Source organism: Microterricola gilva, from assembly GCF_004217495.1.
GTDB lineage: Bacteria > Actinomycetota > Actinomycetes > Actinomycetales > Microbacteriaceae > Microterricola > Microterricola gilva.
Window position 1 is genome coordinate 913,162 of sequence record NZ_SHLC01000001.1, and the last position, 14,189, is coordinate 927,350.

Annotated in this window: 7 protein-coding genes; 5 read left to right on the forward strand and 2 right to left on the reverse strand. The window is 71.1% G+C overall.

The window, feature by feature from the left end; translation table 11 throughout:
• Position 1 precedes the first annotated feature (1 nt).
• Positions 2-3,190, forward strand: coding sequence for an ATP-dependent DNA helicase (locus EV379_RS04080; protein ID WP_242616227.1), 3,189 nt, complete (start codon positions 2-4; stop codon positions 3,188-3,190).
• Entirely contained in the window at positions 3,187-6,516 is a 3,330-nt protein-coding gene (locus tag EV379_RS04085; protein ID WP_130505019.1) for an ATP-dependent helicase, read from the forward strand. Before EV379_RS04080 ends, EV379_RS04085 begins: the two co-directional genes overlap by 4 nt.
• A gap of 14 nt (positions 6,517-6,530) precedes the next feature.
• Here the strand turns inward: EV379_RS04085 and EV379_RS04090 are convergent, their stop codons facing one another.
• Positions 6,531-7,658 (reverse strand): phosphotransferase, encoded by a 1,128-nt coding sequence (locus EV379_RS04090; protein ID WP_242616228.1) that lies wholly within the window; start codon positions 7,656-7,658, stop codon positions 6,531-6,533.
• A 248-nt stretch (positions 7,659-7,906) separates the two neighbouring features.
• On the opposite strand from EV379_RS04090, the gene nudC reads away from it, so the two are divergent.
• Both nudC and EV379_RS04100 read left to right on the forward strand, forming a co-directional pair.
• Positions 7,907-8,833, forward strand: coding sequence for an NAD(+) diphosphatase (gene nudC, locus EV379_RS04095; protein ID WP_341273523.1), 927 nt, complete (start codon positions 7,907-7,909; stop codon positions 8,831-8,833).
• Positions 8,830-10,569 carry an ATP-dependent helicase gene (locus EV379_RS04100; protein WP_130505021.1) on the forward strand — a complete coding sequence of 580 codons (1,740 nt, stop codon included), beginning with the start codon at positions 8,830-8,832 and terminating at the stop codon, positions 10,567-10,569. The genes nudC and EV379_RS04100 overlap by 4 nt, the downstream gene beginning before the upstream one ends.
• 908 nt (positions 10,570-11,477) lie before the next feature.
• Here EV379_RS04100 and EV379_RS04105 read toward each other — a convergent pair.
• Positions 11,478-12,809: a zinc-dependent metalloprotease gene (locus tag EV379_RS04105; RefSeq protein ID WP_130507287.1), complete on the reverse strand. Its 1,332-nt coding sequence runs from the start codon at positions 12,807-12,809 to the stop codon at positions 11,478-11,480.
• Positions 12,810-13,008: 199 nt separating this feature from the next.
• Between EV379_RS04105 and EV379_RS04110 the strand changes: the two genes are divergently transcribed.
• Positions 13,009-14,133 (forward strand): YlbL family protein, encoded by a 1,125-nt coding sequence (locus tag EV379_RS04110; protein ID WP_130505022.1) that lies wholly within the window; start codon positions 13,009-13,011, stop codon positions 14,131-14,133.
• The last annotated feature ends 56 nt before the right edge of the window (positions 14,134-14,189 follow it).

Here is a 14,189-nt window from a genome sequence, read left to right on the forward strand (position 1 = left end):
CGTGGCCAAGCAGACAGAGACCGAGCGCGTGTTCGTGCCCAGACCACCAGCGGTGCACCCGGTCGACGCCACGCAGCTCGACGCCTCGCAGCGTGCAGTGCTCGAGCTCCCGCTCGACGCAACGGCCGCCGTGCTGGGTGCGCCGGGCAGCGGCAAGACGCTCAGCCTCGTCGAGCTGGTGGCCGATCGGGTGCTCGGCCATGGCTTCGCGCCGGAAGAGGTGCTCGTGATCGCGCCCAACCGTGTCAGCGCCACCCGGCTGCGCGACCGGCTGGCCGTGCGCCTCGGCGTTCCGAGCAGCGGGCCCGTTGCGCGCACGGCGAACTCTGTCGCGTTCCAGATCGTGCGCGCGGCATCCGCCCAGCCCGTCACCCTACTCACCGGCGGCGAGCAGGACGCCATCATCGCCGAGCTGCTGCTCGGCGACATCGAAGACCAGAGCGGCCCGGACTGGCCGCACCCCCTCGGCGAGGAGGTGCGCCAGATGCGCGGCTTCCGCACCGAGCTGCGCGAGTTGAGCATGCGCGCGGCAGAGTACGGCGTCTCGGTGGCGCGGCTGGCCGAGCTCGGCCGCGCCCACGACCACCCGGAGTGGGTCGCCGCCGCCGCGTTCCTCGACGCCTATTCCGACAACAAAGAGCAGGCCAGGCCCGGCCAGTACGACTCGGCCGAGCTCTCGAGCGAGGCCGCCGTGCGTGTCGCCAACGCCGAGCCGGGCCAGGCCGGCGCGGCAACGCTCGGCGCGCTGGCCGGGTTGCGGTTGATCGCGGTCGATGACGCGCAGGATGCCACGGGCTCGACCATCGCGCTGTTGCGGGCCTTCGCCGGGCGCGGCGTCGCCGTCGTGGCCTTCGGCGATCCGGATGTCGCCAGCACCGCGTTCCGCGGCGCGCGCTCGGAGATCCTCGGCCATCTCGGCGCCGCCCTCGGGGTTCCGGCCGCGCGGCGTCTCCTGCTCTCGACGGTCTACCGCGGCAGGCCGGAGCTGCGCGCCCTGATCGGCTCCGTCGTCGGCCACATCGGCACCGCGCTGGCCGGCGTGCAACGGCGGGCGGAGCTCGCCCCAGCGCTGGCCGCGGCAGCGCACGACGCCGCACCCGAGTTCCCGGCGACGGTGCGGATCGAGGCGCCGTCGCACGCCGCGGAGAGCGGGGAGCTGGCCAGGCTGCTGCGCGAACACCACCTGCTGCGCGGTATGCCGTGGTCGCGGATGGCCGTCATCGTGCGCTCCGGCGGCGACATCGCCGGCCTGGAGCGCGGCCTGGCGCTGAGCGACGTGCCCACCCGCAACGCCACGGCCAGGCGGGCGCTGCGCGACGACCAGGCGGCCGCCCAGTTGCTCGCGGCGGCCGCGGTCGCCGTCGGCTCCGACAGCCTGAGCGCCGAGCGCGCCGTCGAGATCCTCACCGGGCCGCTCGGGCGCCTCGACGCCATCGGCCTGCGCCGGCTCCGGTTGGCGCTCCGCCAACAGGAACTCGCCGGAGACGGCAACCGCACGAGCGACGAGCTGCTCGTCGAGGCGATGAGCGTGCCTGGCGGCTTCGCCACGATCGACTCCGGACCGGCCGCCAGGGCGGCTCGGGCCTCAGCCAATCTGGCGGAGGCGACACGGATCGCCCGCGACGGCGGCTCGATCGAGGAGGTGCTCTGGCAGCTCTGGCAGGGCGCCGGCCTGGCGAAGGAGTGGGGCAAGCAGGCGCGCGGCACCGGCGTGCTCGCCGACGAGGCCAACCGCGCGCTCGACGGGGCCGTCGCGCTCTTCGCCGCCGCCCAACGATTCGTGGAGCGGAGCCCGGAGCTGCCTGCCGCGCAGTTCATCGCCGATGTGCTGGCGAGCGACCTGCCCGAGGACTCCCTGGCGCCCCAGGCCGAGGGCGAGGCCGTGCTCATCTGCACGCCGGCCGCCGTCGTCGGCCAGGATTTCGACGTCGTCGTGCTCGCCGGCCTGCAGGAGGGCGTCTGGCCGAACCTGAAACCGCGCGGTTCGCTGCTGCACCCGGAGCTCGTCGAGGAGCTGGCGGGTCTCGGCCGCGACGGCGACGCCGGGGCGGATGCCGCACCGCGCCACGCCGACGACCGAGCCGCCGTGCGCAGCGACGAGCTGCGCATGTTCGCTCTCGCCGCCTCGCGCGCCCACCGCCAGCTCGTGCTCAGCTGCACGAGCAACGACGACGAGCAGGCGAGCACATTCATGGCGTTCGTCCCCGAGCTGAGCCCGCTGCACCGCGGCCGCCCGCTGCACCTGCGCGGCCTCGTCGGAACGCTCCGCCGCGAGCTGGTCGAGCGGGGCACGCCCGCCGCGGCATCCGCCCTCGCCCTGCTGGCCAGCGAGCAGGTGCCCGGGGCGTCCCCGGAGAGCTGGTACGGGCTGCGCGAGCCGTCGACGAGCGAACCTCTCGTCGATCTCGATGCTGAGGGCGCGACCGTCTCCGTGTCGCCGTCGCAGATCGAGAAGGCCGAGAAGTCGGCCGTCGCCTGGTTCGTCGACACGGTCGCGGCCAGTCCAGGCGGTCTCGCCGCCTCGATCGGAACGATTGTGCACGCGGTGATGGAGACGGCCAGCACCCGCGATGACGCCGACCTCAGCGTTGACGGGCTCTGGGCGGAGGCCGCTGAACGGTGGAAGGAGCTGCGCTTCGACGCTCCGTGGCTCGCCGAGCGCGAGAAGCGGGGCGCCGTGCGGCTGCTCGGCGGGCTCAGCGAGTACCTCGGCGACTTCGCCGACGACAGCAAGACGCTGCTGCAGGCCGAGGGCAACTTCACGGTGGAGTTCGACCACGTCACCCTGCGCGGCAGCGTCGACAGGGTCGAGCGCTCGGCAGACGGCACGACCGTGATCGTCGACCTCAAGACGGGCTCGCGGATGCCGACCCAGGCGAGCATGCCGGAGCACCCGCAGCTGGCCGCATATCAACTCGGCTTCGCCAGCGGCGCGATCCCGGCCGAGAACGCGGAAGCCGGGGGAGCGAAGCTCGTCTTCGTCGCCAGCGGCGTGCGCGGCAAGAGCTTCAGCGAGAGGACCCAGCAGCCGATGGACGATGAGGCACTGGAGGCGTTCCGCGAACGCCTGCGCGGGGTGGCCGCCGCCATCTCCGGCGCACGGTTCGAGGGCCCGGCCCAGCTGGACTTCAACGACCCGCTTGCCCGCTGGGAGTACCGCATCCACCTGGTCCCGGCGGTGTCGGCATGAGCGTCACCGGGCAGGCGGCAGGCACGGCGGCCACCCTCGACACGGGGCCCGTCCTCGCCCTCGTTCCCGCGCCGCAGCCGATCGGCGCCGCAGCACTCGCCGCCGCGCTCGAGCTGCCGCCGCCGACGCCGGAGCAGATCGCCGTGATCGAGGCAGCGCCGAGCGGCCAGGCGATCGTCGTGGCCGGGGCTGGCAGTGGCAAGACCGAGACGATGGCGAACCGCGTGGTCTGGCTGCTCGCCAACGGCCACGCGGCCGTGCCGGAGGTGCTCGGGCTCACCTTCACCCGCAAGGCGGCAGGCGAACTCGCCGTGCGCATCCGGGATCGCGTCGAACAGCTCGTGCGTGCCGGCATCGCCGACGTCGAGTTCGACATCTTCGAGTCGGCATCCGTGTCGACGTACAACTCCTTCGCCAGCACCATCTACCGCGAGAACGCCATGCTGATCGGGCGGGAGCCCGACGCCGTCGTGCTCGGTGAGGCATCGGCGTGGCAGTTGGCCAGGCAGGTCGTCAGCGACACGGCCGACCCGCGCCTCGTCGAGCTGGACAAGCGCCTGGATGCCGTCACGGGCGCGGTGCTCGGGCTCAGCAGGGCGCTCGCCGAGAACGTCGTCGACGTGCGGGACGTGCACGCGATGACGCGCGAGTTCCTCGGCATGTCCGATCTGCCGATCGGCGGAACCGGGCGCAAGAAGACGCCGTACTCGAGCTTCACCGCCGCACTGGACGCCGTCGGGTCGCTGCCTCCGCTGCTGGACCTCGCCGAGCGCTTTCAGGCCGAGAAGCGCCGCCGCGGCTACGTCGAGTTCTCCGACCAGGTCGCCCTCGCCCTCGAGGTCTGCCACCGCAACCCGTCCGTCGTCGCCAACTATCGCGAGCGCTACCGGGCGGTGCTGCTCGACGAATACCAGGACACCTCCGTCGTGCAGACGCGGTTGCTGGCTGCGCTCTTCTCCGGGCACGGCGTGATGGCGGTCGGCGATCCCGATCAGTCGATCTACGGCTGGCGTGGCGCGAGCGCGGCCAACCTCGCGCGCTTCGGCCCCGACTTCCGCGGCCCAGACGTCGCTGGCGCGGGTGCGCAGCAGGCCGAACGCTTCGAGCTCTCGATCAGCTGGCGGAACCCGCGCACCGTGCTGGCTGCCGCGAATGAGATCGTCCGCCCGTTCACGCTGCTGGCCGCGGACGCCCCGCCGAAGTCCCCGCTGTCTGCGCCGGGCTTCGCCGGCGACGGCCTGCTCGACGTGACGTTCCAGGAGACCGTCGAAGACGAGGCGGCGGCGGTCGCCGACTGGTTCGCGGCGCGGCTGGCGCCGCAGCGGGCGGAGGCCGGCGACGGCGCGCAGAAGCGCTCGGCGGCGATGCTCTGCCGCAGCCTCGGCAAGATCGACGTCTTCACCGACGCGCTCAGGGCCCGCGGCGTTCCGTACCACGTCCTCGGCCTGGCCGGGCTGCTCGACCAGCCGGTGATCGTCGACCTCGTCTCTGCGCTCCGCGTGCTGCACGACCCGAGCCGCGGCTCCGAGCTGCTGCGCGTCCTCGCCGGCGCCAGGTGGAACATCGGCGCGAAAGACCTGCACGCGCTCGGGCGGCTGGCCGGCGAGCTCGCGTCCCGCGACCACAAGCTGGCGAAGCTGAGCGACGAGGTGCGCGCGCGGCTGCGCGGCAGCGTCTCGGCCGACGAGGGTCGCTCGATCGTCGACGCGCTCGACTTCCTGGTCAGTGCCCGCAACGGCCACGGCCTCGTCACGGGCTTCAGCGAGATCGGCCTGGCGCGGCTGAAGGAAGCAGGCGAACAGCTCATCGCGCTCCGCCGTCGGGCCGGCCTGGAACTGCTCGACCTCGTCACCCTGGTGCAGCAGGAGCTGCTGCTCGACATCGAGGTCGCCGCCAACGGCATCCGCCCGCTCGGGGCGCCCAGCCTCGAGGCCTTCGACGAACTCGTCAGCGGCTTCCTCGCCGCCAGCGAGCAGAGCTCGCTCGGCGCGTTCCTCGGCTGGCTGGAGGAGGCGGAGCAGCGCGACCGGCTCGCACCGCGGCAGGAGGAGCCGGAACCCGGAACGGTGCAGATCCTCACCATCCACGGCTCGAAGGGCCTGGAGTGGGATGTCGTCGCCGTTCCGCGCCTCGTGCACGACGAGTTGCCGGGCAAGCCGCGCAGCACGGCAGGCTGGCTGGCGTTCGCCGAGCTGCCGTTCGAGTTCAAGGGCGACGCGGCCGAGCTGCCGGAGCTCACATGGCGGGGCGTCCACGACCAGTTCCAGTTCGACGAGGCCGTCACCGATTTCAAGGCGCAGAACGGCGAACACTACGCCGCGGAGCAGCGCCGGCTGGCCTATGTCGCGGTCACCCGCACCAAGTCCGATCTACTGCTCAGCGGCTCGTGGTGGTGGAACCAGAAGGCACCGCGTGGGCCGAGCCCATACCTGCGGGAGCTTGCCGTCGCCGGCCTGATCGACCCGGCCGTGCTGCCGTCGTCGCCTGCCGAGGAGGAGAACCCGCGCAGCGAGACCCGCGAGCGCGCACTCTGGCCGCTGCAGCCGCTCGGCGTGCGCCACGGCGCCGTCGCACGCGCGGCGGAGCTCACGAGCGCCGCCATGACGAGCGGGGTCGGCGCTCCCATCCCCGAGCGGATGCGCGCCGAAATCGACGCACTGCTCGAGGAGCGCAGGCGCCGCTTGCAGGGGAAGGCCGCCCTCGCGCTGCCGACGCGCATCCCCGCCTCGCGCTTCAAGGACTTCATTGACGCGCCTGCGGACGTCGCCGAGCAGTTGCGGCGGCCCATGCCGCAGCGGCCGTACCGGGCGACGCGCCTCGGCACGCTGTTCCACAGCTGGGTGGAGCAGCGCTCCGGCGCCGCGGCATCCGGTGACCTCATCGACGCCGGCATGTTCGAGCTCGAACAGCACGACACGGACAGCTTCGGCGGCGACGGAGCGGAGGAGGAGCAGTTCGCGGTGCTCCGCGCCACCTTCGAGGCGTCGCCGTGGGCCGACCTGGCGCCGGAAGACGTCGAGGTCGAGATCCACCTGGTGTTGGACGAACAGGTGTTCATCTGCAAACTGGATGCCGTCTACCGCACGGAGCGCGGCTACCAGATCGTCGACTGGAAGACGGGCAAGGCGCCCAAGGATGCCGCGGACCTCGCGCTCAAGCAGACCCAGCTCGCCCTCTACCGGCTCGCCTATGCGCGCTGGAAGGGCGTGCCGGCCGAGCTCATCGACGCCGTGTTCTACTTCGTCGCCGACGACACGGTGATCGCGCCCGACCACCTCGCCGACGAGGCGGAGCTGCTCGCGCTCTGGGCCTCCGTCACGGCGTAGCTATCACGGCGTAGCTAGCGCCCGGGCAGCTCGATCGGGCCGGTGGCGACATCGTCGGCCGCGCTCTGCCCGTGCGGCCGACGCTCGATGATCGTCGTGCCGTTGTGATCGGCGGCGATGCCGGCGCCTGCTGCATCGGACATCGCATCCGCCTCGGCGTCGAGCTCGAACTCCGACAGGTCGTAGCTGTCGGTGTGCAGGGCCCCCGAGCTCTCCCTGGGCGCCGCTGCGCTCTGCGATCGCGGCGTCTGGGTGAGCAGCTGCTCGACGTCGTCGACGGCCAGGATCGGGCCGGTCGTGGGGGAGAGTTGGTTCATGTTGTGGCTGTGCACGGTCTCGACGAGCGCGTCGAGCATGTGCACGGCATCCTCGACGATGTCCGCGTTGTGGCTCTCGACGCCGTGCAACAGCCAGCGTGCCAGCTCGAGTTCCGCGTAGAGCATCGCGCGCTGCGTGAGCATCCTGTCGATGCCGCCGCTCTGCGCCGCCGTGTACGCCGCCAGGGTCGTCTCGCCGGCGTCGCCGGGCGTCGCCAGGATCCAGTGCAGATCGCGTGCGGCATCGCCGACGCGCAGCTCCGACCAACCCAGCACCGCGGTGACACCGTCGCCGTCAAGCAGGAAGGACTCCGCGCTCAGTTTGCCGTGGATGACGGAGGGGGCGAACTGCCAGAGGGCCGAGTCGTCCGTCGCCTGCTCCCAGCGGCGCAGCAGCGCGGCTGGCAGCTTGCCGGTGTCGGCCGCACGTCCGATCAGGGCGATCGTCGCCGCGCGGGTTTCCTCCGCGCTCTGCTGCGGGAGCCCGGCGTCCCCGATGAATGAGGTCGGCAGCGAGTGCACAGCGGCGATCGAACGACCGATTGACGCCGCGAGCCCAGCATCGTGTTCGATGTCGGCCGTCTCGGCGGTGGTGCCTGGCAGGAAGACGTAGACGATGGCTCGCGTGCCGCCGGCCGGGGCCTGCCCGATGAATTCGGGAACCGAGAACGGCAGACGGCTGCGCACGCCGGTGCTCAGGGCGCGCAGCGCGACGAGGTCGGCCGACTGTTCGGACTCCGCGGCCTGGTTGCGCGGGATGCGCACGATCAGTTCGTCGCCGTCGCGTGTGAGCAGAACGGCGGCGTCGAAGTCTCCGTGCACCATGCGGGAATGATTGCGCGTGGCAACCACGTCGAGCTCGGGCACGGCCGAAGTGGCCAACGCAGCTAAAGTGAGAGGGGATCTGGCCATGCCAATAAGGTTAGGTCGAGATCGGCCCGTGCGTCTGTGCGCCACGCCCCCTGAGCAATCACGCGGGGCAATCACGCCGGGCACTGACGGGGCAGGCGACCGGGCAATCGGCCGCTCCAGCCGGCCATCACCGCTCGAAATCACTCCGGAAGGATCACGCCGTGTTGCTTGACGCACTGCCACTGGCCCGGCATGAGCTCGACCGTGATGCCGTGGCCCGCGCCGACGCCGGGCTCATCTCCCGGCTGCGGGTCGACCCCGCGACGCGCGTTCTCGCGCTCAGCGGCGGCCGTGCGCTGAGCGCCCAGCAGTTCGAAGACTCCGCGCCGGCCCTGGCCTGGCTCCTGCCCGATGAGCTTCCGGATGCCGCCACCTGGCTCTACCTCGGCCGCGGCCTGGCCGGCGATGCTGAGCAACGCCCCCTGCTCGCTGCCCTGCTCAGCCGCGAGCAGGCGGAGGCGCTGCAACCGGAGCAACTGCGCTGGGCCGGCCTGCGCGCACTCGCGCCCGTGCTCGGCGACTCCGACAACGCCCTGTTCACCGAGGCGCTCTCCGTCGCGAACTGGCACGACTCCCACGGCTTCTGCCCGCGCTGCGGGACCGCGACAGTCGTCGAGCAGTCCGGCTGGGTGCGCCGCTGCCCGGCCGAGAACATCGAGATCTTCCCGCGCACCGATGCGGCCGTCATCGTGCGCATCACCGACGCGGCCGATCGGCTGCTGCTCGGCTCCAACGCACTCTGGGAGAACAACCGTTTCTCACTGCTGGCCGGATTCGTCGAACCGGGGGAGTCGCTCGAGGCGGCCGTGCTGCGCGAGGTGTTCGAGGAGTCGGGGCTGCGCGTCGCCGACCCGCGCTACCTCGGATCCCAGCCGTGGCCGTTCCCCGCATCGCTCATGGTGGGATTCTCGGCGACGCTCGCCGCCGGGCAGGCGCCGCAGGAGACCACCCCGGACGGCGAGGAGATCCTCGAGCTGCGCTGGTTCAGCCGGGCGGAGCTCCGTGCAGCAGGCAGCGACATCCTGCTGCCTGGCCCCATCTCGATCGCCGGGGCCATCATCGCCGACTGGCTCGGTGCCGACGCGTGATCCCCACAGCGGATGCCCTGCTCGCCGGCCTCGACGAACAACAACGCGTCGCCGCCGAGGCGCTCGTCGGCCCCGTCTGCATGCTCGCCGGTGCCGGAACGGGCAAGACCAGGGCCATCACCCACCGCATCGCCTACGGTGTCGCGACCGGCGCGTACACGCCGAGCCGCGTCATGGCGCTCACCTTCACGACGCGTGCGGCAGCCGAGCTGCGGGGCCGCCTGCGCGAGCTCGGGGCCGCCGGCGTCGCCGCACGCACCTTCCACTCCGCTGCGCTCTCGCAGCTGAACTTCTTCTGGCCGCAGGTGGTCGGCGGGGCGACGCCGAGCATCCTCGACGGCAAGGCCCGCCTGCTCGGCCACGTCGCCGAGCGGCTCAAACTCAAACTCGACACCGCGACGCTGCGCGATGTCGCAGGCGAGATCGAGTGGCGCAAGGTGTCCGGCCTGAGCTTCGACGCCTACGCGGCATCCCTCGCCACCAGGGGGCTGCCCGGCCGGCTGAGCGCCGAACAGGCGGTCGAGCTGCAGCAGGGCTACGAGACGCTCAAGGATGAGCGCCGCCAGCTCGACTTCGAAGACGTGCTGCTGAGCATGGCCGGCATGATCGAGCAGGAACCCTCCGTCGCGATGCAGGTGCACGAGCAGTACCGCTTCTTCGTCGTCGACGAGTTCCAGGACGTCTCGCCGCTGCAACACCAGCTGCTGAGTCTCTGGGTGGGGGAGCGGAATGAGCTCTGCGTCGTCGGTGATGCCAGCCAGACGATCTACTCCTTCGCGGGAGCCCGCGCCGACTACCTGCTCGACTTCCCGAAGCGGCATCCGAATGCCACCGTCGTGCGTCTTGAGCAGAACTACCGCTCGAGCCCGCCGATCATCGAGACCGCCAACCGCCTGATGCGGGGGCGTCCCGGTGCGCTCATGCTGCACGCGGCGCACGGCGAAACCGCGGCGAAGGCGCCGATCACCCTGAGCGCGCACCCGAGCGACATCGCAGAGGCCCGCGCCGTCGCGCAGAAGATCCTTGACCTCATCGCCGCCGGGCAGGCCCCGCAGGACATTGCAGTGCTCTACCGGATCAACGTGCAGGCCGCCGCGCTCGAGACGGCCCTCGGTGAGGCCGGGATCAGCTATCAGATCCGCGGGTCCAAGCGTTTCTTCGAGCTGCCGGAGGTGAAGCAGGCCGTCATGTCGCTCCGAGCCGCCTCCGTGTCGATCTCTGGGGAGCCGCTGTTCAAGTCGGTGAGCGATGTGCTGCGCGGGCTCGGCTGGAGCCAGAGCCCACCGGAGTCGCGGGGCGCGGTGCGCGAGCGCTGGGAGTCGCTCAATGCGCTCATGGGCCTCGTCGACCTGTCGGCACCGGGAACCACCTTCCGGGCGTTCACCGACGAGCTGATGGAACGCCAGGCCAGCCAGCACGAGCCGACGGTCGCCGCCGTCACCCTGGCAACGCTGCACTCGGCCAAGGGCCTCGAGTGGGAGAACGTCTTCGTCGTCGGCGTCAGCGAGGGCCTCGTGCCGATCAGCTACGCCCAGAGCCCGGAGCAGATCGACGAGGAGCGCCGCCTGCTGTACGTCGGCATCACCCGGGCAAAGCAACGACTCGCGCTGAGCTGGGGAGCGATGGGCGCCGGTCAACGCGCACCACGCGAGCGCTCCCGTTTTCTGGCCGAGATGGAGCGTCTTGCAACGCCCGACAGCCGCAATCCGGGTGCGGGGCGTGCTGATCGCAGCTGATCCAGGCGTCGACCGCGATGTGCACGGATGCCGTTGACCAGCGCTCGACGGCGACCATCGACCCGGCGCCGCTCAGCGCGGCGGTGATCAGCTCCCCGCTGAGCACGGCGGCGAGCCGCGCCGTCTGCTCCGTCTCACCCGGAGCGATGCGGTCGACGAGCTGACTGGCCAGCGCCGGCCAGGCCGCATCCCGATCGGTGTGCTCGAGGTCGATGCAGAACAGGCACGGGCCGGAACCCGGCAGCACGAGCGGGCCGACGCGCACCCCGCTGTCGCCGAAGACGATCGGCAGATGGGGCACGTCCGCGCGCAGCCAGTGGCCATACCGGCGCGGCGGCAGCGCGTAGTGCGCGATCAGGATCACCAAAGCTGGCTCGGCCGCTGCGGCATCCGGGCCGGGGGAGGTGCTGACCCCGACGCGTTCCAGCTCCGCCAGCATGGCGGCGGCACCGGGCCCGGTCCCATCGACGAGCACGTGCCCCGGTGGTCGTGTCGCCATCGGCGTGCTCGGCAGCAGCACGGCGTCGAGTGTGTCCAGCAGGGCGCGCACATGCGCGGCATCGCCGCCGGCCTGCCGCGCCAGACTGAGCAGGCGTTCGCGTGGGGCACCGCCGCGGAGCGCGGAGATCAGCACCTCATCGAGCGCCCCGAGCTGCTCGAGCACGAGCCGCGGACGGTCGACGCCGAACTGCAGCGAGCTCGGGCTGCGCCACACCACCGGAACGCGGGGATCCAATCGCAGGGTCATGGCAGAAGACTCTCGCATTCGCGCCGAACGCGTCGAAAGTTATCCACAGCACGACGCGAAGCGTCGTGAAAGGCGGCAGCCCCACCCAAGGAAACTTCGGGAAGGGTCACCGATGCTGGCAGGGTTCCGACAGGCTCAACCCGCGAGTTGAGCCAGCGGGCTACGCCTGGGGCTCGTTCGGGTCCTGCGGGCGCTCTGGGCCGTCGCCGCGCAGCAGATCCTCGAGGGCCTGGTCGATCTCGTCGAGCTCCGGCTCCACCCCTGAGGCCTTCGCGACCAGGCGGGCGACGAGCGCCTGCGGGTCGTCGAGGTCGGCCGCCGTCGGCAGGATGTCCGGGTGGGCCCAGAGCGCGTCGCGGGCGTCGTTGCCGACGGCATCCGTGACCGCCTGCCACATGGCTGCTGCCTCACGCTGACGCCGCGGGCGCAGCTCCAGGCCGACGAGGGTCGCGAAGGCGGACTCCGCCGGCCCGCCTGCCGCCCGGCGTCTGCGCACCATCTCGGCGATCGACACGGCACCGGGGAGGCGGTGGGTGGCCTCGCTCGTGACGACCATGACCCAGCCCTCGATCAGGGCCAGCATCGTCTCGAGCTGGGCGAGTGCGGCCAGCTGTGCCTCGCTCTTGGGCGGGATCAGGGAGCCGTCGACCATGGCCTGGCGCAGTTCCTCGGGATTCGACGGGTCGAAGCCGGACGCCAGCTCCTCGAGCTTGCTCGCGTCGACGCTGATTCCCTGCGCGAAAGACGTGATCGCGCTGATGAGGTGCAGTCGCAGCCAGCGAGCGTGCCGGAACAGGCGGGCGTGGGCGAGCTCGCGCACGGCCAGATAGATCTGCACCTGGTCGACGGAGACGTCGAGGTCGTCGCCGAACTCCATCACGTTCTGCGGCAGCAGTGCGGCCTGCTGCTCTGCGAGGAGCGGGATGCCGATGTCGCCGCCGGAGATGACCTCCGTTGCGAGCTCGCCGACGACCTCACCGAGCTGCATGGCGAAGAGCGTGCCGCTGAGGGAGCGCATCATCGGTGTGGCCTGGGCCAGCATGCTGCGCATCTCCTCAGGCAGCTGATCGCCCAGCGCGCTGGTGAGCGTGTCCGCGATGCTCGTGGCGACCGGTTCGGCGAGCTGCGTCCAGACGGGCATCGTCTGCATCACCCATTGCCTGCGGGTGATCAGCGTCGGGGGCACGGTGATCTCGCTGACCGCGATGACCTCGTCGAGCCACAGCGCCGCGATGTTGAACGCCTGGTCGAACTGCGCCCGCTGCTCCGCGGTGACCTGGGCCTGGGAGGCCGCGACCTTTTCCTCTGCGCGACGCAGTGCGAGGTCCCAGTTGATGCCGTCGCCCGCGTTACTCATCGCCCCCCGCAGCTGACTCATCAGCGCGGCGATGCTCGCCGGATCGTTCGGGAGCCCCGCCGCTCCTGCCAGCTGCGCAGGGTCGAGCGAGGCGGCATCCCCGGAGAAATTGCCGGAGAGCATGTCTCGCAGCATCTTCTGGAAGTCGTCGTCTGGCGTGTTGTCCTCGGGGTTCAGATTGTCACCGGGCTGGGCGTTGTCGGCCACTTCAGCCACCTCTCAGTCGCGTGTCTCTACGCTAGTGCGAGATCCTGCGGCTTCGATGGGAAATGCCCTAGGCTGAGGTGCTCTGCTGTCCGCCTGTCGCGAACGCAGAGAGTGAGAAGGGAAGCCCGTGGCACTGTTCAGCGAAGGCCAGACGGGCTCAGACGCCCCCCGCAGCCGCCGTGACCGGCGTGTGCGCACTGGCTGGATCTTCCTCGGTGTCGCGATCGTCATCGGGCTCCTCCTCGGCATGGCGCCGGCCCCATACGTGATCGAGCAGCCCGGCCCCGTCTTCAACACGCTCGGCACGGCTGAGCACGAGGGCGAAGAGCGCCCGCTCATCGAGATCCCGGACGAGACGACCTACCCGACCGAGGGCGAGTTGAACCTGCTCACGGTCTCCGTCGTCGGCAACCGCGAGACCCGGCCGGGCTGGTTCGAGGTGCTTTCAGCTTGGGCCAACCCGCAGAAGGCCGTGCTCCCGCTTGACGCCGTGTTCCCGGCGAACGTGTCGACCGAGGACCGCGAACAGGCCAACCAGGCCGCCATGGTCAACTCGCAGCAGGATGCCATCGCCGCAGCGCTCGTGGAGCTCGACTACGACTTCCCCCGCCGCATCATCGTCAAGTCCCTCACCCCGGATTCCGCATCGACGGGGCAGATCGAGGTCGGCGACGAGATCGTCGCCGTCAACGGCACCGAGGTGCACGCCGTGGCTGACCTCCGCACGGCGATCGCCGAGAACGGCACAGAGACCCCGGCATCCGTCACCGTCACGAGGGACGGCCAGACCTTCGATGCACAGATCACCCCCGGCACCGTTGGCGAGGTCGCGGTCCTCGGTGTCAACGTGGCCATGGAGTACGAGCTGCCCATCGACGTGCAGATCCAGCTCGACAACGTCGGCGGCCCGAGCGCAGGCATGATGTTCGCGCTCGGCATCATCGACAAGCTCACGCCCGGTGCCCTCACGGGCGGCGAGGTCTGGGCGGGAACCGGAACAATCGACTCCGCTGGCAACGTCGGGCCGATCGGCGGGATCCAGCAGAAGATGTTCGGAGCACAGGGTGAGGGCGCGGACTGGTTCCTCGCGCCGCAGGCGAACTGCGGCGAGGTCGTCGGGCACGTGCCGGACGGGCTGACCGTGTTCGCGGTGGAGACTCTCGAGCAGGCACTCACGGCGGTCGAGACGGTCAGTGCCGGTGGGGACACCTCAGAGCTGCCCTCCTGCTCACTCTCAGCTTCGGCTCCCTAGGATAGATCCAGCACCCTGACTCTGTCATCAGATACACCCACCGAGCATTGAGGCCC

Bases quoted from the DNA above. Each gene is read 5' to 3' on its own strand.
- EV379_RS04090 (WP_242616228.1), bottom strand. From the start codon at position 7,658: ATGGTGCACGGAGACTTCGACGCCGCCGTTCTGCTCACACGCGACGGC.
- EV379_RS04085 (WP_130505019.1), top strand. From the start codon at position 3,187: ATGAGCGTCACCGGGCAGGCGGCAGGCACGGCGGCCACCCTCGACACG.
- EV379_RS04105 (WP_130507287.1), bottom strand. From the start codon at position 12,809: ATGCTGCGAGACATGCTCTCCGGCAATTTCTCCGGGGATGCCGCCTCG.